Here is a 22,256-nt window from a genome sequence, read left to right on the forward strand (position 1 = left end):
GCAACCCGCGCGACGGTAAAGTCATGAGCGCCATCGACTCCCTTCCCCCGCTGCGCGAGGTTATCGCAACTCACCAGCTTTCGGCCCGCAAGTCGCTGGGCCAAAACTTCCTGCTCGACCTCAACCTGACAGCCAAGATCGCGCGGCAGGCGGGTGACCTGACTCAATGCGATGTCCTTGAAATCGGCCCAGGCCCCGGAGGTCTGACTCGCGGGCTTCTGTCCGAAGGCGCGCGCAAGGTCGTGGCCGTGGAAAAGGACACCCGCTGCATCGCCGCCCTGAACGACATCGCCACCGCCTATCCGGGCCAGCTGGAAGTGATCAACGGCGACGCGCTGGAAATCGACCCGCTGGCCCATCTGACGCCTCCGATCCGGGTGGCCGCCAACCTGCCCTACAATGTCGGGACCGAGCTTCTGGTCCGCTGGCTCACCCCGCCCGAATGGCCGCCCTTCTGGCAGAGCCTGACCCTTATGTTTCAACGTGAAGTGGCCGAGCGGATCGTCGCCCAACCCGGCAGCAAGGCCTATGGCCGCCTCGCCATCCTTGCCCAATGGCGGGCCGAAGCGCGCATTGCAATGTCCCTGCCACCCGGAGCCTTCACTCCACCGCCCAAGGTCTCAAGCGCCGTGGTTCACCTGACTGCCCTGCCCGAACCCCGCTATCCCGCTGACGCCGCAACCCTGTCGCGCGTGGTTGCCACAGCCTTCAATCAGCGCCGCAAAATGCTGCGGGCCTCACTGAAAGGGGCAGCGCCAGATATCGAGGACCGCCTGATCGCAGCCGGTATCAAACCCACCGACCGTGCCGAGCAGATCCCGCTCGAAGCCTTCTGCGCGCTCGCGCGCGAAATTCGCAAACCCTGAACGAAAAAACCCCAGGCCTTTGCCCGGGGTTTTCATTCAATTCATGATCAAAAAGCGCTTATTCAGCTGCCTCGGGTGCGTCGCCCTTGTCAGCGGGTGCATCCTCAGCCGCAGGGGTGGCAGCCTTTGGCTTCCGGGTGCGCGGGCGGCGCGGCTTTTCCTTACGCTCGGTCGCTTCGGGTTGCTCGGCATCCTTGCTTTCCGGCGTCTCGACCAGCCCTGTATCGGGCGCAGCCGCCTCATTCCCGAAATCCACAACGTCCGGCTGCGGAGCCTCGGCCGGATCGGCCTGACGGGCTGCTTCGCGTTCCTGACGCTCGGCGCGTTCACGATCACGCTCAGCCTGTCGTTCGCGGTTCTGGCGCTCTTGTTCTTCGCGGCGCGCTTCGATCTCGCGCTGCGCTTCGCTTAGCATGCGCAGATAGTGCTCGGCGTGTTGCTGAAAGTTCTCAGCCGCCACGCGGTCATTCGACAACTGGGCGTCGCGCGCCAATTGGTTGTATTTGTCAATGATCTGCTGCGGTGTGCCACGCACCTTGCCTTCGGGGCCCGAGCTGTCAAAAACCCGGTTTACGACGTTTCCGCCAGAAGGACGATTGCGGTTGTTCTTGGCCCGCGAGCGGGATTTGGAAGATCTCATCTTACTTTACGTCAGCCTTATCAATTCACTGTCGATCAACCCGTATCTAACGCTGCTCAGTGGCTTGTGCCGTTACGCGCTATCGACTTTTTGGGCTTGGCGTCAGGGGTGCGCTGAAACAGCGTCAACCTCGCCGACTAATCCTGAGTAAACATGTCCTGAGCGTTCAGACAAGGGGATTCTCGAAAATGTCGCAGCTTTTTTACATCAATCGGCATTTTTCGGCCTCAGTTTCGCTTAGAAGGCGGCATTCTGGCCCCCACAACACGATCACGCCCGTCCAGATCTGGGATCACCTTTACGCCGGTCAAACCAGCGGCATCAAAAAGGGCAGAAACATAAGCGCCCTGTGTCGGGCCAATTTCAACCAGGATACGCCCGCCGGGCATCAGATAATCCGGGGCCGACGCCGCAATACGGCGATAGGCATCCAAACCGTCGCCCTCATCCGTCAGCGCCATGCGCGGCTCATGTTCGCGCACTTCAGGGGAAAGCGCATGCATCTCGTCCGCTGAAATATAGGGCGGATTCGAAACAATCAGATCGAACTGACCCTCAATGTTTTCGAACCAGTCAGATTGCCGAATCTCGGCGCGCGCCTGTACCTTATGCTGAACCGCATTGGCGCTGGCCTGCAGACAGGCAGCTTCGCTGAGGTCGGCGCCGACGCCCGAGGCACTCGCCCGCTCGGCCAGCAAGGTGATCAGGATACAGCCCGAGCCCACACCCAAATCGAGTACATGGTCAAACGGCTCACTCAGCGCCGCCTCGATCAAAGCCTCGGTTTCGGGGCGTGGATCAAGCACATCGCGGCTGACCCGGAACCGGCGGCCATAGAATTCCCGCTCGCCCAACAGATGCGACACCGGCACACGGATGGCCCGCAGCGAAATTAGCTGGTCATAGCGTTCCGCAATATCGACAGGCAGTTCTTCGGGCGCGATCAGAGTCACCCGGCTGGCCTCGATCCGCGCCGCATGCGCCAGCAGCACCCGCGCATCCCGCGCTGGATCAGGCACACCGGCTGCGCGCAAACGTGCGGTTGCAGCGACCATGGCCTGCGCGGCTGTCAGCGCCGCAATCATTGCGCCATTTCGGCCAGAAGCCGAGCCTGATCATCTGCGGTCAGCGCGTCGATCACCTCATCAAGATCGCCCTGCATCACCTGATCCAGCTTATAAAGCGTCAGGTTGATGCGGTGATCCGTCATGCGGCCTTGCGGGAAGTTATACGTCCTAATCCGTTCCGACCGGTCACCTGAACCGACCTGACTGGCGCGATCCGCCGAGCGTTCGCTGTCGATCCGCTGCCGTTCAAGATCATAAAGGCGCGTTTTCAGCACCTGCATCGCTATCTCACGGTTTCGGTGCTGGGATTTCTCGGAACTGGTCACCACGATACCGCTGGGCAAGTGGGTAATCCGCACAGCAGAATCCGTCGTGTTCACGTGCTGCCCCCCAGCGCCCGAGCTGCGCATCGTGTCAATACGGATGTCATTGGCATCGATCTGAATGTCCACATCCTCGGCCTCTGGCAAAACCGCCACCGTCGCCGCCGAGGTATGAATGCGCCCACCGCTTTCGGTTTCGGGCACGCGTTGCACGCGATGCACGCCGGATTCGTACTTCATCCGCGCAAAGACATTGTCGCCCTTGATATGTGCCACCACCTCTTTGACCCCACCAAGATCAGACGCTTGTTCCTCGATGATCTCGAACTGCCAGCCCCGCGCTTCGGCATAGCGTTGATACATGCGCAACAGGTCTCCGGCGAACAGCGCGGCCTCATCCCCGCCGGTGCCGGGGCGAATTTCCAGCATTGCCGGGCGCGCATCAGCCGCATCTTTGGGCAACAGCGCCAGCTGCAAGGCATGCTCCGCCTCGGGGATACGCGCCTGCAGTTCTGGAATTTCCTCTTCGGCTAGCTCTTTCATGTCCGGGTCGGACAGCATTGCCTCGGCCTCGGCCAGATCTGAAACCAGCTGACGCCACGCCATGATCTGATCGACCACCGGCTTGAGGTCGGAATATTCCTTTGCCAAAACTGCAATATCCCCGCCCGAGGCACCATCCGCCATGGCCGCTTCGAGGTATTGGAATCGCTGAGTTATCTGTTCAAGGCGTTCTTCGGGGATCATCCGCGCGGTGTCTATCATCCAGAGGCTTTGGTCAAGGCCCTGCCTTGTGCTAGGCTTGGGCCATGAAGCGACTGATCTTAGCCCTGACACTCATTGCGACGCCCGGAATGGCCGATGTTGTTGGCCCCGGAGGCAAGGTGCAAGATTGCTATTGCACCGACAAATCCGGCACCCGCATCGAGTTGGGAGAGATGATATGCCTGCAGGTCGACGGCCGCATGTTCATGGCCCAATGCCAGATGTCGCTGAACGTGCCCATGTGGCGCGAGGTGCAAGAGGGCTGTTTGTCGTCAGGGTTGCAGCAAAGCAAGCCATTGGGTGACCCGGTCCCGATTAACGCCGAAATCTTTCCGGCCAAATCTTAATCTGGCATAGATACGCAGCGTATCACCGTCTTGCTGCACGGTGGTGTAGTCGGGAAACCCGAATACCTTGGTACGGGTGATATAGGTGATCATGCCCTCTTCTAGAGATCCGGCCAGAACACTGGTGCGTGGTGTTGCGCGCGCAATTTTATCGAGACGCGCCAGCCCATCAGGACCGGTTTCGACGACTCGAACGACACCACCCTTCAGGTCTCGTTCCGCGTCTTCAGGGGCCACATGCCAGCGCACAGGATCTGAAGGCGCAAGTCTGATATAGGCACCCATTGCAAGGCCCACCGCAATCAACAGCCACAGCACCATTTTCATCTGCCCATTCATTCCCGCTATGCCCTGCTTACTCGGTCAGAGGATGGCGTCGCACCCCTATCGTGACGTCACTCCGGGCAGAATGCACAGCATCTCGAACAGTAGATTGGCTGCGGTCAGTGCCGTATTGCCCGACGGATCATAGGGTGGAGATACTTCGACCAGATCGCAGCCCACCACGTTCATGCCCGCCAGCGCATGGATCAACTGCAGCGCCTGCGGAGTGGTCAGACCTGCGATCTCGGGCGTGCCTGTTCCGGGTGCATAGGCCGGATCGAGGCTGTCGATATCGTAGGTGATATAGACCGGGTGATCGTCAACAGTTTTACGGATCAAAGAGCCGATTTCGGTCAGGTTCTGTTGCCACAGCTCCCACGCCGGGTACTGACGGAACCCCCAACCCTGTGCCTCGGTAAAGTCGCTGGCGGCGTAACCCGAGCCTCGAATGCCGATCTGAAAGGTCTTGTCAGGGACAATCAGCCCTTCCTCATAGGCGCGCCGGAAGACAGTGCCGTGGGTTTCCATTTCACCGAACATCTCATCATTCACGTCAGCATGAGCGTCCACGTGCACCAGAGCCACAGGCCCGTGCTTGGCTGCCATCGCCCGCAGGATCGGCAAAGTGATCGAGTGATCCCCACCTATCGCCACTGGTACAACACCTTGCGCCAAAATGCCGTCATAGCTTTCCTTGATGATCCTAAGACTATCGGCGAGCGAGAAAGTGTTGATCGCCAGATCGCCGATATCTGCGATCTGCAAATGGTCGAACGGTGCCGCGCCATTGGACATGTTATAGGGCCGGATCATCGCACTTTCACTGCGAATCTGCTTGGGTCCGAACCGTGTGCCCGACCGCCACGAAGTGCCGATATCCATCGGAACCCCGAGGATCGCCACATCCAGCCCGTCCAGCGACGACGCCTGTGGCAACCGCATAAACGTGTTCGGCCCCGAAAACCGTGCCAGATCATTGCCGCCAATCGGTTGGTTGTATTGGGTCATGTGATGTCTCCGATCCGGTGCCTTAACCAAGCAGATACCGGGATTATGCCTAACCAAAGGTTAAGGCTTCACCAGCTTGTTCCACCCCAAAAGGCAAATGATCTGTGTTGCCACATGAGCCCCCGCAATCGCCGTCGCACCAGAGGTATCGTATGGCGGAGATACCTCAACCACATCGCCGCCCTTGATGTTGATCCCGGCAATGTCGCGCAGGATGATTTGCGCCTGGATGGAGCTCAGCCCACCCCAGACCGGCGTACCAGTACCGGGCGCAAAAGCAGGGTCCAGACCGTCGATGTCGAAGCTCAGGTACACGGGGCTGTCGCCCAGAATACCCCTGATCTTCTGCGCCACCGCGGCTGGGCCGGATTCGTAAACCTCGCGCGCGTCGATGATGTTGACGCCCAACGTGTCTTCGTTGGTGGTGCGAATGCCCACCTGAACCGAGCGTTTCGGATCAACCAACCCCGATTTTACCGCCTTGTAGAACATCGTTCCGTGGTCCACGCGGGACATGTCGTCATCTGCCCAGGTGTCGGTATGCGCATCGAATTGCAGCAGTGACATTGGCCCATATTTCTCGGCATAGGCCTTAAGGATCGGGAAGCTGATATAGTGATCCCCTCCCAGCGTGACCGAAGCCACATCCGCCGCCAAAATGGTACGGATATGATCGGTCAGCGTGTCGGGAAAGGCCGGGATATTGGCATAGTCATAGGCCATATCTCCATAATCCACGATCGCCAACTCGCTGAGCGCGTCAAAGGGCCAGCCATAGGGTGCATCCGGGGATTGCAACGCGCTCGCCTCACGGATTGCGCGCGGCCCCAGACGGGTTCCGGGGCGATTTGTCACCGCCTGATCGAAAGGCACGCCGGTTACCGCGATATCCGCACCCGTCAGGTCTTTGGTATAAAGCCGCCGCAGGAATGAAGTCGCGCCGCCAAAGGTGTTTTCATAGGACAGCCCCTTAAGATCGGGGTTGGTGAATGCCTCATCCACCTGGTTCTTTGCATCTTCCAGTGCCATGTCTTTTCCCTGTCAGCCCAACGGCTGTGCCTTTTCGACGATCCGTGCGAAGAAGGACGCTCCGATCGGCGCGACGTCGTCATTGAAGTTGTATTTCGGATGGTGCAGCCCCGCGCCATCTCCTTGCCCCATGAACAAGTAAGCACCAGGTCGGGCCTGCAGCATGTAGGAAAAATCTTCTGCCCCCATCTCACGCCCAGCATCATCTTTCACGCGTTCCGTGCCGGATACATCCCGCGCCACTTCAGCCGCGAATGCCGCCTTGTCGGCGTCATTGATGGTGGCAGGATAACCCTCCTGATAGTCCAGCTTGGCCTCAACACCGTACGAGGCCGCCTGCCCTGCCACGATCTGCGCCATTCTCTCTTTGACCATCCTTTGCACGGCCGGATCAAAGGTGCGAACGGTGCCGTTCAGATAAGCGGTGTCAGGGATCACGTTATTCACTGTTCCGGTGTGTATCTGCGTCACCGACACCACCAGATCGTCCAGCGCATAGTGGTTGCGGCTGACGATGGTTTGGATCGCCTGCGCCATTCCGCAAGCCGCCATCACCGGGTCGCGCGTCTCATGCGGCATGGCCCCGTGGCCGCCCACGCCCTGAATATGGATCTCAAACGTATCTACTGCGGCCATCAGCGGCCCCGGCGTGGTTTCGAACAGCCCCTCGGGCCGACCCGGAGTGTTATGGATGCCGTAAACCTCAGAGATATTGAACCGATCCATGATGCCTTCTTCAACCATCACGCCCGCGCCGCCGCCCTCTTCCTCGGCAGGCTGAAAGATCAGCGCAACGCGGCCCGCGAAATTCCGCGTTTCGGCCAGATAGCGCGCAGCACCCAGCAGCATGGTTGTGTGCCCGTCATGACCGCAGGCATGCATCTTACCGGGGTTCTTCGAGGCGTAATCCACGCCCGTTTCCTCGGTAATCGGCAATGCATCCATGTCAGCGCGCAGACCAATAGTCGGTCCCTCGCCCTGCCCGTTGATGATCGCGACTATGCCGGTTTTGGCGATTCCCTCATGCAGTTCATCCACCCCAAACTCGCGCAGACGCTCGGCCACAAAGGCGGCGGTCTCATAGCATTCGAACTCCAATTCGGGGATGGTGTGAAGGTGCTGGCGCCACTTGGTCATATCAGCGGCGTAATCGGCAATTCGGTTGACGACGGGCATCTGGGGTGGACTCCTGATCCTGACTGCGGGATGGATGCATCTGACACCGGAACGAAAGGGTTCGCAATGGCCGAAAATCCTCTGATCCACAACACGGACGCAGGTATCGAGCGTTTGCTGGAAATCATGCGCCGCCTGCGCGACCCTCAATCCGGTTGCCCGTGGGATATCGAACAGGATTTTTCGACCATCGCGCCCTATACGATCGAAGAAGCCTATGAAGTCGCCGATGCCATCGAACGCGAGGCTTATGACGAATTGAAGGGAGAGCTGGGCGACCTGCTGTTCCAATCCGTCTTCCACGCGCAAATGGCTGAAGAGGCTGGGCATTTTACCTTTCAGGACGTGGTGCGCACCATGTCGGACAAGATGGTTACCCGTCACCCACATGTTTTCGGTGATGAGTCCCGAGACAAGTCGGCGGATCAACAGACAAAGGACTGGGAAACCATCAAAGCCGCCGAACGTGCGGGCAAAGAACAAAAAGGTGCACTAGACGGTGTCGCCGCGAACCTGCCCGCCCTGCTACGCGCACATAAGCTGCAGAAACGTGCCGCGCGCGTAGGGTTCGACTGGCCCGACGCCAGCCATGTGCTGGCCAAAATCACCGAGGAAGCCGCTGAGCTGGAAGAGGCGCGCGACAGCATGGATGCCGACGCGCTCGAGGATGAATTCGGCGATCTGCTGTTCGTGATTGTCAACCTCGGCCGCCACTTAGGCATCGAACCCGAGGCCGCCTTGCGCCGCACAAACGCCAAGTTTACTCGCCGTTTTGAGAAGGTCGAAGCCCGGCTGGCCGAACGCGGAAAAACGCCCACCCAAAGTGATCTGGCCGAAATGGACGCGCTGTGGGACGAGGTGAAAATCGAGGAACACCGCGCCAACGGCAAACTCCCGCCGGTGGATGCCGCACGCGAGGCCTGAAACCGCTGGACAAGCCCCGCGACACTTGCGAGTGTCCGCCCTTCACGGCCCCGGAGACCACAATGCCCCGCAAGATCATAATCGACACCGATCCCGGACAGGACGACGCCGTTGCTATCCTGCTGGCGCTTGCCAGCCCCGAAGAGATCGAGGTTCTGGGTATCACAGCCGTCGCTGGAAACGTGCCTTTGGAGCTGACCGCCAAAAACGCCCGCATCGTGTGCGAGTTGGCAGGTCACACCGATATCCCCGTCCACGCCGGATGCGATCGCCCCCTGAAACGCCCGCTCGTCACCGCCGAGCATGTGCATGGCAAAACAGGGCTCGACGGCCCTGTTTTGCCAGATCCTGAAATGCCTCTGGCCGAAGGTCACGCGGTCGATTTTATCATCGATACCCTACGCGCGCATGAGCCCGGCACAGTGACGCTCTGCCCTCTGGGGCCGCTGACGAACATCGCCACAGCGTTCCAGAAAGCGCCCGACATCATCAACCGGGTGCAGGAAATCGTGCTGATGGGTGGTGCGTATTTTGAGGTTGGAAACATCACACCAGCAGCTGAATTCAACATTTATGTCGACCCGGAAGCCGCTGATATTGTGTTTAAATCCGGCATTCATATCGTCGTAATGCCATTGGATGTCACCCACGACGCGCTGGTCACGCCCCATCGCAACGATGCATTCCGGGCATTGGACAGCAAGGTTGGTCATGCGGTCGCAGAAATGACCGATTTCTTCGAACGTTTCGACAAGGAAAAATACGGATCGGAGGGCGCACCGCTGCACGACCCCTGCGTCACCGCCTATCTGATCCGACCCGAGTTGTTCTCGGGCCGCCACATCAATGTTGAGATCGAAACCCAATCAGAATTGACGTTGGGCATGACAGTGGCCGACTGGTGGCGGGTCACTGATCGCGCACCAAACGCCATGTTCATGGGTGACGTGGATGCCCAAGGTTTCTTCGACCTGCTCACAGAAAGACTTGCCCGCCTATGACCGCCGCACTCCGCCTTGCCCGCCCCGACGATCTGGACCGACTGATGGCGCTGGTCGCAGCGTTTCACTCGGAATCCGGCATCGCGCAGGATGACGAGAAACGTCGCAACGCGCTGGCCCCTCTGCTGGATGGAATACCCCATGGGTGCATATATCTGATCGGTCCGGGCCGCGCGCCGCTGGGCTATGTCATCCTCACCTTCGGCTGGTCGGTCGAGTTTGGTGGCATGGATGCCTTTGTAGATGAGATTTACATCCGCCCCGCCGTCCGCGGACGCGGTATCGCCACCGAAGTGCTGCATGATCTCCCCAAGGCGCTGGCCGAGGCCGGTCTGACCGCCCTGCATCTTGAGGTCGACCGGACCAACGAAACCGCGCAGAAACTATATCTGCGGTCAGGTTTTAAACCGCGCGATCGCTACATGCTGATGAGCAAATCGCTTTAGCGCGATTCCCCCCGGAAGATTACCGCCGGATTTGCCATTTCCTGCACCGGATCATCCTGCGAAACCTGCATCCCTGTGATCGGATAGGTCCCAGGCTCTGAACATGCGGCCAGCATCCCCGCGCAAAGCATTGAAATTACGAGAAAGACCTTTGAAGCAGACATATCGTCCCCCTTTCTGCAATGCTTGCAGACTATCGGGAGTCACAGCGCCGCAATAGGAACAAGTTCACACATAACGACATTTATGTTTGTTTAGCTTAACGATCAGCGGCAGTTCTTATTGAACGTCTGCTCCATGGTCTTGAACTGCCGGGGCACGCGTTTGGGTTTGGGCAGCGCATTCAACTGTTCAGTTATGTTCTCACCTGTGTACCAGGACTCGAACAATAATTCTTTGATGTCATCGTCCAAAACCGTGTTGGCGACGTTATAGGTGCACAGGCATTCCTCCATCGTGACCTGCCCGCTGGGATCGCCTTCCACCATTTTCTGGCACACTGCCTGAGGCGGACGATCAGCCCCTGCAAGCTGAGGCAGGATCAATAGCGCCCCAGCGCCAACGATGCGTTTGAATGTTGTCATAAATCGCCCTCTCCCATGTTGGCCTTCGATGCCCAGCTTAGACGGATCGGTAATGACTCAAAGAAAAAAATGGCCCCGGCGTTCTACCGGGGCCTGATCTGGTTTTACCAAGTACGCCAAACTCAGCGCTTCAGGATCGACGCGCCGGCGTATTCTGCGACCTCACCCAGCGATTCCTCGATGCGGATCAGCTGGTTGTATTTGGCCAACCGGTCCGACCGCGCCAACGAGCCGGTTTTGATCTGCCCGCAGTTGGTCGCCACAGCCAAATCGGCAATGGTGGCATCTTCGGTCTCGCCCGAGCGATGCGACATCACGTTGGTATACCGTGCACGGTGGGCCATATCGACGGCGCGCAGGGTTTCAGTCAGTGATCCAATCTGGTTCACCTTAACCAGCATCGAGTTGGCACAGCCACGATCGATTCCCTCGGCCAGACGCTCTGGGTTGGTTACGAACAGGTCGTCGCCGACCAGTTGTACTTCGTTGCCGATGGCATCAGTCAGCGCTTTCCAGCCATCCCAATCGTCCTCGGACATACCGTCTTCGATCGAGATAATTGGGTAATCTTTGACCAAGGTCGCCAGATACTCAGCGTTTTCCTCTGAGGTCAGCGAGATGTTTTCACCCGACAGAACATATTTTCCGTCGCGGTAGTATTCCGTGGCGGCGCAGTCCAGCGCCAGATGGATCTCCTCGCCGGGTTTGTAGCCCGCTTTTTCCACCGCCTGCAGGATGAAATCCAGTGCCTCACGGGTCGAAGCGATGTTAGGTGCAAAACCACCTTCGTCCCCCACTCCGGTGGCCAGTCCGGCAGCCGACAGTTCGCGCTTGAGCGTATGGAACACCTCCGACCCCATGCGCACGGCTTCGCGGATATTCGCGGCCGAGGTCGGCATGATCATGAATTCCTGAATGTCGATCGGATTATCGGCGTGCTCACCCCCGTTGATGATGTTCATCATCGGAACCGGAAGAACGCGCGCCGAAGTACCGCCAACATAGCGATACAGAGGCTGCGTGGTGAAATCCGCCGCCGCCTTGGCCGTCGCCAGCGAGACACCCAGGATAGCGTTCGCGCCCAGACGGCCCTTGTTCTCGGTCCCGTCGAGTTCGATCATCGCCTGATCGATGGCCACCTGCTCGGTCGCGTCAAAGCCCACCAGTTCTTCGGCGATCTCACCGTTAACGGCAGCAACCGCTTCCAGCACGCCCTTGCCCATGTAACGAGATTTGTCACCATCGCGCTTTTCCACCGCCTCGTAGGCGCCGGTCGACGCCCCTGAAGGCACAGCGGCGCGGCCCATGGTGCCGTCTTCCAGAATCACGTCTACTTCGACCGTCGGGTTGCCCCGGCTGTCCAGTATTTCGCGTGCGTGGATGTCGATGATCGTGCTCATGATACGGGTCCCAATGATGCCAACGGTTGCATGCCTCATACCAGCACGCGGCGAAAAGTAAACCGTTTCCGTTATCGCTAACACTTATATTTTTCGGCCTTTAGGGCTAACAGTTTGCTGTTTGCGCCAACAGGCCGCGGGCGCTTAGGCCACTGCCAATGCCCGCGCCAGCTGGCGTTCTCGAATGAAAGTATACAGACCTGATCCGATAATCAGACCGGCACCGGCCAACGTCATGCTGTCGGGGCGTTCGCCAAACATCAGCATCCCGGCCGTGATCGAGAACACCAACCGAGTATACCGAAATGGCGTCAGCGCTGAAGCTTCGCCAATCCGCATAGCGGTTACGATACCGTAATAGCCCAATACGCCGAACCCAATGGCACCCAGATAAGGCCCGATCTGCGCAGCTTGCAGCGGCACAACGGGCTGTGCTGTGAACACCATAAGGGCCGCGCCAGCCAGCGCCACTCCGATATAGGCCTGCAATGCGACGACCGACGAGGCCACACGAACATCCAACCTGCGTGTGATCAGATCACGTGCCGCGATCGCAACGACCGATACCAAAACAAACAATGATTCCGGCTGGAATCCCTCGAACCCGGGGCGGATGATCATCAAGACGCCGACAAAGCCGATCCCGATGGCGCTCCAACGGCGCCAACCGACCTGCTCACCCAGAAACAGTGCTGCCCCCATCGTGACGAATAGTGGCATCGCCTGAAAAACCGCCGCCACAGTCGACAGATCAACAAGTGACAGCGCGGTCACGAAGCTGAGTGCACCAAAGGCTTCGGTCCCGGCACGGATCAGCGGCAAAGGTTGCCACGCGACCGGGTCGAAGATGCGTTTGCGTGTTGCCATAGACATAAGCGTGAACACAGCCCCGCAGATCAGACCCAATGCGATCATGATCTGCCCGGTCGACACACTGACCGAGAGATGCTTGATGAACATGTCCTCAAGCGCGAAGGCCGCCATCGAGCCGATGATCAGCAAAATGCCGTTTACGTTGTTCATGCGCGTTTCCATTGGAACAGGCCGCTGACAGGCGGACCTTCCCGGCAGCAAAACCGCAACCTTTGCGACGTCGCAAGCAGTATTACGACATGTTCGATGAAATCGCGTTCACCGACCGATCGATTTTCGTGATGTGTCAGTCTTTTTCTAACGGTACGCCGTACAATTCAAGGCGATGGCCTTTCAGCCTGTAGCCAAGCTTGGCCGCAATCTTTTCTTGCAGCGCTTCTATCTCAGGGTCGACAAACTCGATCACCTCGCCTGACTGCATGTCGATCAGGTGGTCGTGGTGATCACGCTCTGCATCTTCGTATCGCGCGCGCCCGTCGCCGAACTCCAGCCGCTCAAGTATCCCGGCCTCTTCGAACAACTTCACGGTACGATAGACTGTCGCGATCGAAATTCCCGCATCTTCGGCTGAAGCACGGGCATAAAGCTCTTCTACATCCGGGTGATCTTCGCTTTGCTGCAAGACCTGTGCAATGGTCCGCCGCTGGCCGGTCATGCGCAGGCCCTTGGCTTCGCAACGGGCGATAATCGTGTCGGACATGGTGACCCCCGGGACTGTTCGGTGTTCTGTCTTAATATGTCTACGCGCCCTGCGCCACAGACGATTTTGCGGTCAGGCGATGCGCCGCAGATCGGCCCAGACCGGCAAATGATCCGAGGCGATATGCGCGGGCCGCGCATCATGCACCCCGTGCAGTGCAGCCTCAAGCCCCTGACCCACCGCGATTCTGTCCAGCGCCCCCAATGGCTGCGCGGCCGGGAAGCTTGGAACCGGAGGAAGAAACCGCATGTCCGGGGCCAAATGATCAAGAACCGGCTGGCGTGACCATTCGTTGAAATCCCCGGCCCAGACGGTGGGCATGTATTCCAGATCAGAATCACATCGACGGATATGACTGATCTGTTGGCGTCGCGACGCCGGCAAAAGCCCAAGATGCATCCCCATCACCCGCAAAGGCCCGATCTGCGTATCAAACTCGACCCGCACGGCGCCGCGGGGCTCCAGACCCGGCAAATCATGATGACCTGCCTGACGCACCTGAATGGCGTCCCCACGCCAGATCACCGCGTTGCCATGCCAACCAAGACTACCGGCACCGCCCAGGTCCACGATCTGCCACCCGGCCTCATCCAACATGAAATGTGGCAAAGCGGCAGGACGGGGCGGCAATCGTTTGTCCGCCTCCTGCAGAACAACGATATCGGCCTGCATGCTTTCGATGACCTGCAATATCCGCTGCGGCTGCCGCCGGAAATCGAGTCCCACGCATTTCTGAATGTTGTAACTGGCAAGGCGCAAGGTCGAGCGGTAGGTCATCGGCACACTTAAACTGATTTAACCCAAGATCGCCAACTGGTCGGACAAGTGCAAGCCGAACCCAGCGCTGAATGGCAACGCGCCGCTTGCTCCGCTAACATTTGTGCAAAACGGCCTTGAGCCCGCGCAGCCCCTCGGCCACCTTCACGATCATGTTCATAAGGTTTGTCCATCCGATCAAGATAGAAGATATGGACGCGCGTCAGGGGTTCTTCTGCGCGGCCTACCACCTGCGCGACACTGCCGCGCTGGATAAATACACATTCGATCGAATTGAGGCGCTACTGGCTTGGTTCCGGGAAAACCTTGAAATCCCCTATCGTTTCAACAGGACAAAATCTAAAGGCGCCTTTCAGCGCAATACCAAAGGCCTCAGCTGGTTCAAACCCGAAGCCAATGAGGTTTTGGGCAAGTCGTATGAGATGGTCGCACTGCTCAAAGAAAACGGATACCAGATCGATACTCTGCGATCAGATCGGATCGGCTACATTGTCTATGAAGATGCGTGTCAGGTGATCGCCGAGCCCTTTGCAGACACGCCCCGATAGCCTCGAAACCTGAAACTTCAAAAGTTTCAGGCTCAGTTTCTTCATAAGAAACCATCTCTTTGTTACGTACCGCAGAATGTCGCGTGTACGACCTCGTTCTTCGCCGGAGGGCGCATCAGGTCAGCTGATTCTGGTTGATCCTCATACGGCCGTGACAGCACTTCATTCAGTCGATTGAACGGTGCGTAATCGCCCTGCACCGCAGCCTGAATCATCTGCTCCACCCGATGATTGCGTGGAATGAAGGCCGGATTGGCCGCAGCCATCACGTCCGAAGGCGCATCCTCACGCGCCAAGCGTTCCTGCCACCCCTTTGCCCATTCGTCAAAAGCCGCCGGGTCGGCAAACTGGTCTCGCGCGCGGTCGCTGCCCAGCGCGCGGAACGTGTTTGTGAAATCCGCCTGATTCTGCGCCATCCGCGTCAACAGGTCCGAGATCATTTCAAGATCCCTCTCCTCTGCCCGAACCAATCCGATCTTGGCCCTGAAACGTTCCAGCCAATGTGCCTGCATCAACGCAGGCATGGCATGGACAATTTCGGTGGCCTCTTCGACAGCTGCGTCCTTGTCCTCAAACTGCTGAATTAGGGCCGTTGCCAGCTGCGCCAGATTCCAAACCGCAATCTCAGGCTGGTTCGAGTAGGCATACCGCCCCATCCGGTCGATCGAGCTATAGACTGTATTCGGGTGATAGCTGTCCATGAACGCACATGGGCCATAGTCGATCGTCTCACCGGCGATCGAGCTGTTGTCAGTATTCATGACCCCGTGAATGAAACCCACGCTCATCCATCGGGCGATCAACCCGGCCTGCGCATCCCGAACCGCGCGCAACAAACCCATAGCCCCGTCCGCCTCAGGATAGTGGCGCTGAATGGCATATTCAGTCAGCCGTTGCAGGCTTTCTATCTGCCCTCGCGCTGCAAACACCTGAAACGTACCCACCCGCAAATGGCTTTGCGCCACACGTGTCAATACCGCCCCGGGCATCGGACCCTCGCGCAGCACGATCTCTCCGGTTTCAACCGCTGCCAAGGCGCGCGTGGTGGGAACGCCCAGCGCATGCATCGCCTCGGAAACCACATATTCGCGCAAAACCGGCCCCAGCCAGGCACGTCCATCTCCCTGGCGCGAGAAAGGTGTCTGCCCTGAGCCCTTCAATTGAATATCCCGCCGAATCCCGTCGACTCCGACCGTCTCACCTAACAAAACCGCGCGCCCATCTCCTAGCTGAGGGTTATAGGTGCCAAACTGATGCCCGGAATATAACTGCGCCAGCGGCTCGGCCCCCTCGGGCACAGTATTGCCCGCAAAAGCCTGCGCCATCTCTTCAACGTCGCCCGGCGCAATCCGCAACAGTCGCGCCAGATCACTGTTGAAGGCAACAAGCTTTGGTGCACGCACAGGCACGGGCCCCTGCCGCGCAAAGAAGGTGTCCGGCAGGCGAACATAGCTGTTGTCAAACGGGATCATCAAAGTCATGCGGCAAACATATGCTCTGCATACACAATTGCCATAGCAGATCGTGCGCGTGCGTGCATAATCCCACAAACAGACCCGAGGCTCCCATGACCGCGCAAGACATCATCCAACACCTGAACCTGCAGCAGCACCCCGAAGGCGGCTGGTTCAAAGAGACCTGGCGCGCCGACAATCCCGGCCGTGCCACCGGCACTTGCATCTACTTCCTACTGGCAGAGGGTGAGCGCAGCCACTGGCACAAGGTAGATGCGACCGAGATCTGGCTCTACCATTCCGGCGCTCCGCTGATCCTCTCGCTCAGCGCCTCCGATACAGGCCCTGCCAAAGACCACATCCTGACACCTGATCTGACCCAAGGCGCACCGCAGCTTATTGTACCCAAGGGCCATTGGCAGGCGGCGCGCAGCAGTGGAGACTACACGCTGGTCAGTTGCACTGTTTCACCGGGATTTGAATTTGACGGGTTTGAACTCGCGCCACCCGGCTTTGATATTCCAAGAGTGTAATTCCATGGACCACCGCGCCCTGATCGCCGCGATCCCGCCCGACACCAAGGACAGGCTGCAACAGCGGTCAGACATGGCAGGTCTCAGACATCTAGCGATCTATTTCGGCGCTTTGACAGCAACCAGCACCGGTATCATCCTACAGGTTCCCCTCTGGCCACTATTGCTCCTGCCGCAAGGCCTATTGCTGGTTTTCCTCTTTACGCTCAGCCACGAATGCACCCACAAGACGCCGTTCAAAACCCCTTGGATCAACGAAGCGGTTGGGCACCTTGTCTCAATTCCCATCTGCCTGCCGTTCACATGGTTTCGCTACTTTCACCTTGCCCATCACAAATGGACAAACCACCCGACCAAAGACCCGGAACTTGGCGGCAAACCCCGCCCCGAAAACTGGCGCAGCCTTGCGATCTATCTCAGCGGCCGGCCATATTGGACGGGTATGGCCCGTGTGTTGACCGACAACGCGCGCGGCAGGATTGACGCCGCTTACCTGCCAACCCGCCAGCACCGCGCCATACGAACCGAAGCCCGAATATTATCTACACTATATGCCCTGGCCGCACTCAGCCTGTTCTTCAGCCCCTTGTTGTTCTGGCTCTGGCTTCTGCCCGCCCTTATCGGCCAGCCTTTCCTGCGCCTATACCTGCTGGCTGAACACGGCCTCTGCCCGCCGGTGGCAAATATGCTCGAAAACTCCCGTACCACCTTTACCAATCGAATGATCCGATTTCTGGCCTGGAACATGCCCTACCACGCGGAACACCACGCCTTTCCAAACGTGCCTTTCCACCACCTTCCAGCCTTCCACCGCTGGACCCAAGCACACCTGCAATCCACCTCGGACGGCTACACCGAATTCACTCTAGATTACGCCCGCGCCCTAAATCGCTAGATCCGCCTCTTCATCTGGCCAAAAATACCTCGGGGGAGTCGCGCAGCGACGGGGGCAGAACCCCCTACCCGCTCACCACGACACCCCTCGCCGGTGACGAGACGACACCGCCCCCGACCAAGGCGCTCACCCCGGTTGTTCCGGGGCCTGAAGTCGGCAATCCCCGCGCCACACGCACGGCGAGATAGGCAAAGGCCTGCGCCTCCAGCATATCGCCATCCAGCCCAACCGCCTCAACCGGCTCGACCGGGCAATCCAGCGACACGCGCAGCATTTCCATCAGCACTGGGTTGTGACGTCCGCCACCGGTAACCAGCATGCGCACAGGCGGCTTGGGACAATGCTCCATCCCCTGCAGCACACCCGCAGCGCTCATCCCGGTCAACGTGGCCACCGCATCCGCATCGCTCAGCTCGGTCACCAGACCAATCATTTCCGAGAAATCATTCCGGTCCAGCGATTTGGGCGGCATTCGGTTGAAATAGGGTTCGGCCAGAAACAGCTCCAGTGCGCCGGTCTCGACCGTACCCTCTCGGGCCAGCGCGCCGTCCCGATCCATCGGCAACCCCAACCGCGCCTGCATCAGATCGTCAACCGGCGCGTTGGCGGGTCCGGTGTCGAAAGCCAGCAACGCCCCTGGCGCTTCAGGCCCGTCAAAAGACGGGTCAACATAGGTCAGGTTCCCAACACCGCCCAGATTGAGGAAACACAGCGGCTCTTCCGCCCCGATCCATTTGGCGCAGGCGAAATGAAAGAACGGGGCCAGAGGCGCACCCTCTCCGCCCAGCGCCACATCATCGCTGCGAAAATCCCAGACCACCGGCAGCCCCAAAGCCTGCGACAGACCCAGCCCGTCACCCACCTGCAACGTGCCACGCCCACGCGGCTCATGTGCCAATGTCTGACCGTGGAAGCCGATCAGGTCGACCTCTTCGAACTCTGAAAGAACCTCGGCATGTGCCCGGGTCACCAATTCAGCCGAAATATCAACCTTTGGTCCATGCCAAAGCCCCAGCGCCGCGCGCAGTGTGGCACGCTCTTCTTCGGAATAAGCGCGATACCCGCTGGGACCAAAGCCGAATATCTGCTGCCCATCGGTTTCAACGACCGCAGCGTCCACACCGTCCAGCGATGTGCCCGACATGGCCCCCAACGCTCTGATCGCCCCCGATTTGCTGATGACCCTGCCCACGCCGACCTCGTATTGCGTCTCTCCACCCGTTTCGCCGGGTTCTGAGCACAACCTGCACGGTAATGCAAAGCCAAGGCAAGACACATCATGCGCGAGCTTCATTTTTCTTGGAAAAGGTGCCTTTTCCTTGCCTCTGCCCCCGCCTGTACCGTGCGCCGCTACAGAATTCCGAAAGGTACGAGACCGCGAATGAAGGCGACAAGGCGTTCCCAAACGCAGCGCAGTTCCGAGTGCTCATGAAAGAGCTGTACAAAGTCCATTACCACATGTTCGCAGATCGCTACAGCAGGTGCCAAGCTCTCCCAAGAATGCCCGTCGCCGGTTTCAGTGTTCCACTTGATCTGAAGCACCTACGATCATTCCATATAGCTCAGCTTCGTCAGATTTGCATTGAAACAAAGCGACTGAATAATGGCAGGTACTTTGGGATGTTCAGTGCAATAAAAGCGCAGGCTCAAAACCCTGGATATTCGCAAATGTTGCGCCAATGCTTATAGATGAGATATTAATATGCAGCAAAGCACAGACAACAAATTGAGGACGGGTGAGTAGGTTCATACCGCTTAGTAAAAAGCGGCAGTGAATTGGCCTGAACAGGGTTTATGCCAAACATATACGGTGCATTTCGGACGGACACGACTCTGACTACGAACCAGGCCCAATTCGGCGGCGTTGGAACGACATTTCAGATCTCCGCGTACAATACGATCGAAATTACTGATGGTGTTGACCCCAACACCATCGAGGGAGACGGTGTAAACAACGAATTCCCAGACGACCCCACGCAAACCTATCTGGGGAATGCAATTGCCTGGGATTACAATTACATAGTCACGGATGGCACCAATACCTATACGATTGGCGTTTTCGACTATGATTCCAGCGGCAACGGCGCGTTTGGCGGCGGAGCCGAGCAAGGATTCTTCATCGGCTTTTTGGGGGATGTCCCCCCGCTCAACACAACACTGACGATCACGGCGCTGGGTGACGGTGCCTTCGCCAGTCCAGTCGTAAATCTGCCCGTTGACGACTTTGTTCCCTGTTTCACCAGTGGCACGAATATTCGGGTAAGGGGTGGTCATAAGGCGGTCGAGGATCTGAAAGCCAGCGATGAGATCGAAGTGTTTGATCCCACAGGTGATGGGCCCGGATTTGCCACCCTGCTGCGGGTGTTTCGCCGTACGATATCTGCCCCGGAACTGGCCGCAAACCCCAAACTGCGCCCGGTTCGTATCAGCGCCGGAGCGTTAGGTCTGGGCTTGCCTCAGCGTGATCTTGTGGTGTCCCGGCAGCACCGGATGCTGGTGTCTTCGAAGATTGTCGAGCGGATGTTCAGGACTTCCGAAGTTCTGGTACCCGCCGTCAATCTGACTTCGCTGCCCGGTATTTTCATCGACCAGGATGCCCAGAGCGTCGAGTATTTTCACCTTCTTTTTGGACAGCACGAGGTAGTCTATGCCGAAGGCGCACCATCGGAAAGCCTGTTTACCGGACCGGAAGTGCTCAAGGCCATCAGTCCAGAAGCACGAACAGAAATCCTGAGCATATTCCCCGAGATAGCAGAACTGGAATTTGCCCCCAAGCCCGCCTGCCCGATCCCATCCGGGAAGCTGCAAAAGCAACTGATTGAACGCCACATCAAGAATGAAAAGCCGCTTCTGTCCAGACACACTGCACGCTAGAACCAGAGGTTATCCGGCAGGACTTGGTACGCTTCAAAGACTGACGCGATATTCTGTGTTTCGCTATGCGTTATTTCTTCGCGTTTCCCTCAGAAAGCTTATCCGCAAGATTCTTTCAGTGCGGACTGCACTTGCTCGCCAATGTCTGGACATTCCGCGAGACTTAGGGAATTAGAAGGCCAGTCGCATGAATGTACCTTCCGCCGTGCGACCAAGCGGGTCTGGTTTTGAAATTACTGACCTATGACTTACACCAGCCCTTGCAGAGAGGGCCAGAACACAAGGCCTGTTGAGCGTCATGACCTACCACCCCAAATCGGATTTCATCGCCACGATGATCGAGCGCGGCTTTCTCGCCGACTGCACCGATTATCAGGGCCTTGACGACGCGCTGATCTCTGGGGTGCAGACGGCTTATATCGGCTATGACGCCACCGCACAGTCGCTGCATGTAGGTCACCTGATGAACATTATGGTGCTGCGCTGGTTGCAGAAAACCGGCCACAAGCCAATTACCCTGATGGGCGGCGGCACCACCAAGGTAGGCGACCCCTCGTTCCGTTCAGACGAACGCCCCCTGCTGGGCCCTGAACAGATCGACGCCAATATCGCAGGCATGAAACAGGTGTTCTCGAAATACCTGTCTTACGATGACAGCGACACCGGCGCGCTGATGCTGAACAATGCCGAATGGCTGGATAGCCTGAACTACCTCGATTTCCTGCGCGATATTGGGCGGCATTTCTCGGTTAACCGGATGCTGAGCTTTGAATCGGTGAAATCGCGGCTGGACCGCGAGCAATCGCTGTCGTTCCTCGAATTCAACTACATGATCCTGCAGGCCTATGACTTCCTCGAACTGAACCGCCGGTATAACTGCGTTCTGCAGATGGGCGGCTCGGACCAGTGGGGCAACATCGTCAACGGCATCGACCTGACCCGCCGCGTACTGGATCACGAAATCTACGGTCTGACCACACCCCTGCTGACCACCAGCGATGGTCGCAAAATGGGCAAATCGCAAGGTGGAGCCGTCTGGCTGAACGGCGACATGCTGAGCGCCTATGAGTTCTGGCAGTTCTGGCGCAACACGACCGACGCCGATGTGGGACGGTTCCTGAAAATCTTCACCGAGCTTCCGGTAGACGAATGCGATCGCATGGCCGCGCTGCAAGGGTCCGAAATCAACGAGGCCAAAATCCGCCTCGCCAACGAAGTCACAACTCTGCTGCACGGTGCAGAAGCCGCTGCAACCGCCGAGGCGACCGCGCGCGAGGTGTTCGAAAAGGGCGGCGTTGGCGGAGACCTCCCGACCCTGACCCTCAGCGCATCAGAGCTGGGTGACGGCATGTCCATCGTCCAGCTGATCGTCAAATCCGGCCTCGCCAAATCCGGCAAAGAGGCCAAACGCCTGATCGCCGAAAACGGTGCCAAGCTAGACGATGCTCCGCTGACCGACGCGGGCCTGATGATCGACGCAGGCGCACTGTCCTCGCCCATCAAACTCAGCGCGGGCAAGAAACGCCACGCGCTGGTTCAGTTGGGCTGAGCCAATCAAAGGGCTGCCTTCGGGTGGCCGCGCTCCATGGTAAATCTTGCAGATCGAGTAACTCGAACTGCAACACTTTTTTGGTGCATACTTGGCGAACCTGGCGAAGGTCTGCCTTGAGCCCAAAGTGTTGAATGTTGTGATTGAAAAGAA

General features: G+C 58.4%; 25 protein-coding genes. 10 read left to right on the plus strand and 15 right to left on the minus strand.

What is annotated here, in order from left to right; translation table 11 throughout:
- Positions 1–23 precede the first annotated feature (23 nt).
- Complete coding sequence (rsmA, locus tag ACR0KC_RS03685) at positions 24–866, plus strand: 16S rRNA (adenine(1518)-N(6)/adenine(1519)-N(6))-dimethyltransferase RsmA (RefSeq protein ID WP_170734905.1); 843 nt, start codon at positions 24–26, stop codon at positions 864–866.
- 58 nt (positions 867–924) lie between these two features.
- Here rsmA and ACR0KC_RS03690 read toward each other — a convergent pair whose 3' ends face one another.
- The 3 genes from ACR0KC_RS03690 to prfA form a co-directional block, all read right to left on the minus strand.
- On the minus strand, positions 925–1,506 hold the full coding sequence (locus tag ACR0KC_RS03690) for a DUF4167 domain-containing protein (protein ID WP_170396747.1): 582 nt from the start codon (positions 1,504–1,506) through the stop codon (positions 925–927).
- A gap of 227 nt (positions 1,507–1,733) precedes the next feature.
- Positions 1,734–2,591: a peptide chain release factor N(5)-glutamine methyltransferase gene (prmC, locus tag ACR0KC_RS03695; protein ID WP_480705012.1), complete on the minus strand. Its 858-nt coding sequence runs from the start codon at positions 2,589–2,591 to the stop codon at positions 1,734–1,736.
- Positions 2,588–3,643 (minus strand): peptide chain release factor 1, encoded by a 1,056-nt coding sequence (gene prfA, locus ACR0KC_RS03700; RefSeq protein ID WP_170646597.1) that lies wholly within the window; start codon positions 3,641–3,643, stop codon positions 2,588–2,590. The genes prmC and prfA overlap by 4 nt, the downstream gene beginning before the upstream one ends.
- 62 nt (positions 3,644–3,705) lie before the next feature.
- Here prfA and ACR0KC_RS03705 point away from each other — a divergent pair, with 62 nt between their 5' ends.
- Positions 3,706–4,008: a hypothetical protein gene (locus tag ACR0KC_RS03705; RefSeq protein ID WP_170406248.1), complete on the plus strand. Its 303-nt coding sequence runs from the start codon at positions 3,706–3,708 to the stop codon at positions 4,006–4,008.
- On the opposite strand, the gene ACR0KC_RS03710 is transcribed toward ACR0KC_RS03705, so the two are convergent.
- The 4 genes from ACR0KC_RS03710 to ACR0KC_RS03725 are packed head-to-tail and all read right to left on the minus strand — an operon-like array spanning position 3,934 to position 7,545.
- Complete coding sequence (locus tag ACR0KC_RS03710) at positions 3,934–4,347, minus strand: DUF1499 domain-containing protein (RefSeq protein ID WP_480438606.1); 414 nt, start codon at positions 4,345–4,347, stop codon at positions 3,934–3,936. The genes ACR0KC_RS03705 and ACR0KC_RS03710 overlap by 75 nt on opposite strands.
- 45 nt (positions 4,348–4,392) lie before the next feature.
- On the minus strand, positions 4,393–5,340 hold the full coding sequence (speB, locus tag ACR0KC_RS03715; protein ID WP_480705014.1) for an agmatinase: 948 nt from the start codon (positions 5,338–5,340) through the stop codon (positions 4,393–4,395).
- A gap of 60 nt (positions 5,341–5,400) precedes the next feature.
- Entirely contained in the window at positions 5,401–6,369 is a 969-nt protein-coding gene (speB, locus tag ACR0KC_RS03720; protein ID WP_170509509.1) for an agmatinase, read from the minus strand.
- Positions 6,370–6,381: 12 nt separating this feature from the next.
- Entirely contained in the window at positions 6,382–7,545 is a 1,164-nt protein-coding gene (locus ACR0KC_RS03725; protein ID WP_480771490.1) for a M20 aminoacylase family protein, read from the minus strand.
- Positions 7,546–7,611: 66 nt separating this feature from the next.
- On the opposite strand from ACR0KC_RS03725, the gene mazG reads away from it, so the two are divergent.
- From mazG to ACR0KC_RS03740, 3 genes are all read left to right on the plus strand, one after another.
- Positions 7,612–8,469, plus strand: a complete 858-nt coding sequence (gene mazG / locus ACR0KC_RS03730) for a nucleoside triphosphate pyrophosphohydrolase (RefSeq protein WP_480771491.1) — start codon at positions 7,612–7,614, stop codon at positions 8,467–8,469.
- Between the two features lie 62 nt (positions 8,470–8,531).
- Positions 8,532–9,470 carry a nucleoside hydrolase gene (locus ACR0KC_RS03735; RefSeq protein WP_480771492.1) on the plus strand — a complete coding sequence of 313 codons (939 nt, stop codon included), beginning with the start codon at positions 8,532–8,534 and terminating at the stop codon, positions 9,468–9,470.
- The gene (locus ACR0KC_RS03740) at positions 9,467–9,916 is read left to right on the plus strand and encodes a GNAT family N-acetyltransferase (protein WP_170422057.1); all 450 of its coding nucleotides are present in this window, start codon (positions 9,467–9,469) and stop codon (positions 9,914–9,916) included. Before ACR0KC_RS03735 ends, ACR0KC_RS03740 begins: the two co-directional genes overlap by 4 nt.
- Here ACR0KC_RS03740 and ACR0KC_RS03745 read toward each other — a convergent pair.
- The 6 genes from ACR0KC_RS03745 to ACR0KC_RS03770 all read right to left on the minus strand — a co-directional run bounded on the left by ACR0KC_RS03745 (position 9,913) and on the right by ACR0KC_RS03770 (position 14,250).
- Positions 9,913–10,080, minus strand: a complete 168-nt coding sequence (locus ACR0KC_RS03745) for a hypothetical protein (RefSeq protein ID WP_170396730.1) — start codon at positions 10,078–10,080, stop codon at positions 9,913–9,915. The two genes, ACR0KC_RS03740 and ACR0KC_RS03745, sit on opposite strands and share 4 nt — an antisense overlap.
- Before the next feature lie 102 nt (positions 10,081–10,182).
- Positions 10,183–10,500 (minus strand): hypothetical protein, encoded by a 318-nt coding sequence (locus tag ACR0KC_RS03750; RefSeq protein ID WP_170422059.1) that lies wholly within the window; start codon positions 10,498–10,500, stop codon positions 10,183–10,185.
- Between the two features lie 122 nt (positions 10,501–10,622).
- Positions 10,623–11,900 (minus strand): phosphopyruvate hydratase, encoded by a 1,278-nt coding sequence (gene eno / locus ACR0KC_RS03755; protein ID WP_170406273.1) that lies wholly within the window; start codon positions 11,898–11,900, stop codon positions 10,623–10,625.
- Between the two features lie 144 nt (positions 11,901–12,044).
- On the minus strand, positions 12,045–12,923 hold the full coding sequence (locus ACR0KC_RS03760; RefSeq protein ID WP_170422062.1) for a DMT family transporter: 879 nt from the start codon (positions 12,921–12,923) through the stop codon (positions 12,045–12,047).
- A 136-nt stretch (positions 12,924–13,059) separates the two neighbouring features.
- Positions 13,060–13,473, minus strand: coding sequence for a Fur family transcriptional regulator (locus ACR0KC_RS03765; RefSeq protein WP_170396723.1), 414 nt, complete (start codon positions 13,471–13,473; stop codon positions 13,060–13,062).
- A 72-nt stretch (positions 13,474–13,545) separates the two neighbouring features.
- Positions 13,546–14,250, minus strand: a complete 705-nt coding sequence (locus ACR0KC_RS03770; RefSeq protein WP_480771493.1) for an endonuclease/exonuclease/phosphatase family protein — start codon at positions 14,248–14,250, stop codon at positions 13,546–13,548.
- Positions 14,251–14,366: 116 nt separating this feature from the next.
- Here ACR0KC_RS03770 and ACR0KC_RS03775 point away from each other — a divergent pair, with 116 nt between their 5' ends.
- Positions 14,367–14,798: a hypothetical protein gene (locus ACR0KC_RS03775; protein ID WP_480736004.1), complete on the plus strand. Its 432-nt coding sequence runs from the start codon at positions 14,367–14,369 to the stop codon at positions 14,796–14,798.
- 62 nt (positions 14,799–14,860) lie between these two features.
- Here ACR0KC_RS03775 and ACR0KC_RS03780 read toward each other — a convergent pair whose 3' ends face one another.
- Positions 14,861–16,279, minus strand: coding sequence for a protein adenylyltransferase SelO (locus ACR0KC_RS03780; protein WP_480771494.1), 1,419 nt, complete (start codon positions 16,277–16,279; stop codon positions 14,861–14,863).
- 86 nt (positions 16,280–16,365) lie between these two features.
- Here ACR0KC_RS03780 and ACR0KC_RS03785 point away from each other — a divergent pair, with 86 nt between their 5' ends.
- Positions 16,366–16,785, plus strand: coding sequence for a cupin domain-containing protein (locus tag ACR0KC_RS03785; RefSeq protein ID WP_480771495.1), 420 nt, complete (start codon positions 16,366–16,368; stop codon positions 16,783–16,785).
- A gap of 4 nt (positions 16,786–16,789) precedes the next feature.
- Positions 16,790–17,680 (plus strand): fatty acid desaturase, encoded by an 891-nt coding sequence (locus tag ACR0KC_RS03790; protein WP_480771496.1) that lies wholly within the window; start codon positions 16,790–16,792, stop codon positions 17,678–17,680.
- Positions 17,681–17,744: 64 nt separating this feature from the next.
- On the opposite strand, the gene ACR0KC_RS03795 is transcribed toward ACR0KC_RS03790, so the two are convergent.
- A complete protein-coding gene (locus ACR0KC_RS03795) occupies positions 17,745–18,824 on the minus strand; it encodes an anhydro-N-acetylmuramic acid kinase (RefSeq protein WP_480590845.1) in 1,080 nt (359 codons plus the stop codon).
- A 650-nt stretch (positions 18,825–19,474) separates the two neighbouring features.
- Between ACR0KC_RS03795 and ACR0KC_RS03800 the strand changes: the two genes are divergently transcribed.
- Together ACR0KC_RS03800 and tyrS are read left to right on the plus strand one after the other, a co-directional pair.
- A complete protein-coding gene (locus tag ACR0KC_RS03800) occupies positions 19,475–20,554 on the plus strand; it encodes a Hint domain-containing protein (RefSeq protein WP_170396711.1) in 1,080 nt (359 codons plus the stop codon).
- Between the two features lie 298 nt (positions 20,555–20,852).
- A complete protein-coding gene (gene tyrS / locus ACR0KC_RS03805) occupies positions 20,853–22,103 on the plus strand; it encodes a tyrosine--tRNA ligase (protein WP_480585254.1) in 1,251 nt (416 codons plus the stop codon).
- The last annotated feature ends 153 nt before the right edge of the window (positions 22,104–22,256 follow it).

This window comes from Ruegeria sp. CF3 (assembly GCF_056537365.1).

Coding starts and splice junctions, on each gene's coding strand:
- rsmA (WP_170734905.1), top strand. CDS start 24: ATGAGCGCCATCGACTCCCTTCCCCCGCTGCGCGAGGTTATCGCAACT.
- ACR0KC_RS03690 (WP_170396747.1), bottom strand. CDS start 1,506: ATGAGATCTTCCAAATCCCGCTCGCGGGCCAAGAACAACCGCAATCGT.
- prmC (WP_480705012.1), bottom strand. CDS start 2,591: ATGATTGCGGCGCTGACAGCCGCGCAGGCCATGGTCGCTGCAACCGCA.
- prfA (WP_170646597.1), bottom strand. CDS start 3,643: ATGATCCCCGAAGAACGCCTTGAACAGATAACTCAGCGATTCCAATAC.
- ACR0KC_RS03705 (WP_170406248.1), top strand. CDS start 3,706: ATGAAGCGACTGATCTTAGCCCTGACACTCATTGCGACGCCCGGAATG.
- ACR0KC_RS03710 (WP_480438606.1), bottom strand. CDS start 4,347: ATGAATGGGCAGATGAAAATGGTGCTGTGGCTGTTGATTGCGGTGGGC.
- speB (WP_480705014.1), bottom strand. CDS start 5,340: ATGACCCAATACAACCAACCGATTGGCGGCAATGATCTGGCACGGTTT.
- speB (WP_170509509.1), bottom strand. CDS start 6,369: ATGGCACTGGAAGATGCAAAGAACCAGGTGGATGAGGCATTCACCAAC.
- ACR0KC_RS03725 (WP_480771490.1), bottom strand. CDS start 7,545: ATGCCCGTCGTCAACCGAATTGCCGATTACGCCGCTGATATGACCAAG.
- mazG (WP_480771491.1), top strand. CDS start 7,612: ATGGCCGAAAATCCTCTGATCCACAACACGGACGCAGGTATCGAGCGT.
- ACR0KC_RS03735 (WP_480771492.1), top strand. CDS start 8,532: ATGCCCCGCAAGATCATAATCGACACCGATCCCGGACAGGACGACGCC.
- ACR0KC_RS03740 (WP_170422057.1), top strand. CDS start 9,467: ATGACCGCCGCACTCCGCCTTGCCCGCCCCGACGATCTGGACCGACTG.
- ACR0KC_RS03745 (WP_170396730.1), bottom strand. CDS start 10,080: ATGTCTGCTTCAAAGGTCTTTCTCGTAATTTCAATGCTTTGCGCGGGG.
- ACR0KC_RS03750 (WP_170422059.1), bottom strand. CDS start 10,500: ATGACAACATTCAAACGCATCGTTGGCGCTGGGGCGCTATTGATCCTG.
- eno (WP_170406273.1), bottom strand. CDS start 11,900: ATGAGCACGATCATCGACATCCACGCACGCGAAATACTGGACAGCCGG.
- ACR0KC_RS03760 (WP_170422062.1), bottom strand. CDS start 12,923: ATGAACAACGTAAACGGCATTTTGCTGATCATCGGCTCGATGGCGGCC.
- ACR0KC_RS03765 (WP_170396723.1), bottom strand. CDS start 13,473: ATGTCCGACACGATTATCGCCCGTTGCGAAGCCAAGGGCCTGCGCATG.
- ACR0KC_RS03770 (WP_480771493.1), bottom strand. CDS start 14,250: ATGACCTACCGCTCGACCTTGCGCCTTGCCAGTTACAACATTCAGAAA.
- ACR0KC_RS03780 (WP_480771494.1), bottom strand. CDS start 16,279: ATGACTTTGATGATCCCGTTTGACAACAGCTATGTTCGCCTGCCGGAC.
- ACR0KC_RS03785 (WP_480771495.1), top strand. CDS start 16,366: ATGACCGCGCAAGACATCATCCAACACCTGAACCTGCAGCAGCACCCC.
- ACR0KC_RS03790 (WP_480771496.1), top strand. CDS start 16,790: ATGGACCACCGCGCCCTGATCGCCGCGATCCCGCCCGACACCAAGGAC.
- ACR0KC_RS03795 (WP_480590845.1), bottom strand. CDS start 18,824: ATGTCGGGCACATCGCTGGACGGTGTGGACGCTGCGGTCGTTGAAACC.
- ACR0KC_RS03800 (WP_170396711.1), top strand. CDS start 19,475: ATGCCAAACATATACGGTGCATTTCGGACGGACACGACTCTGACTACG.
- tyrS (WP_480585254.1), top strand. CDS start 20,853: ATGACCTACCACCCCAAATCGGATTTCATCGCCACGATGATCGAGCGC.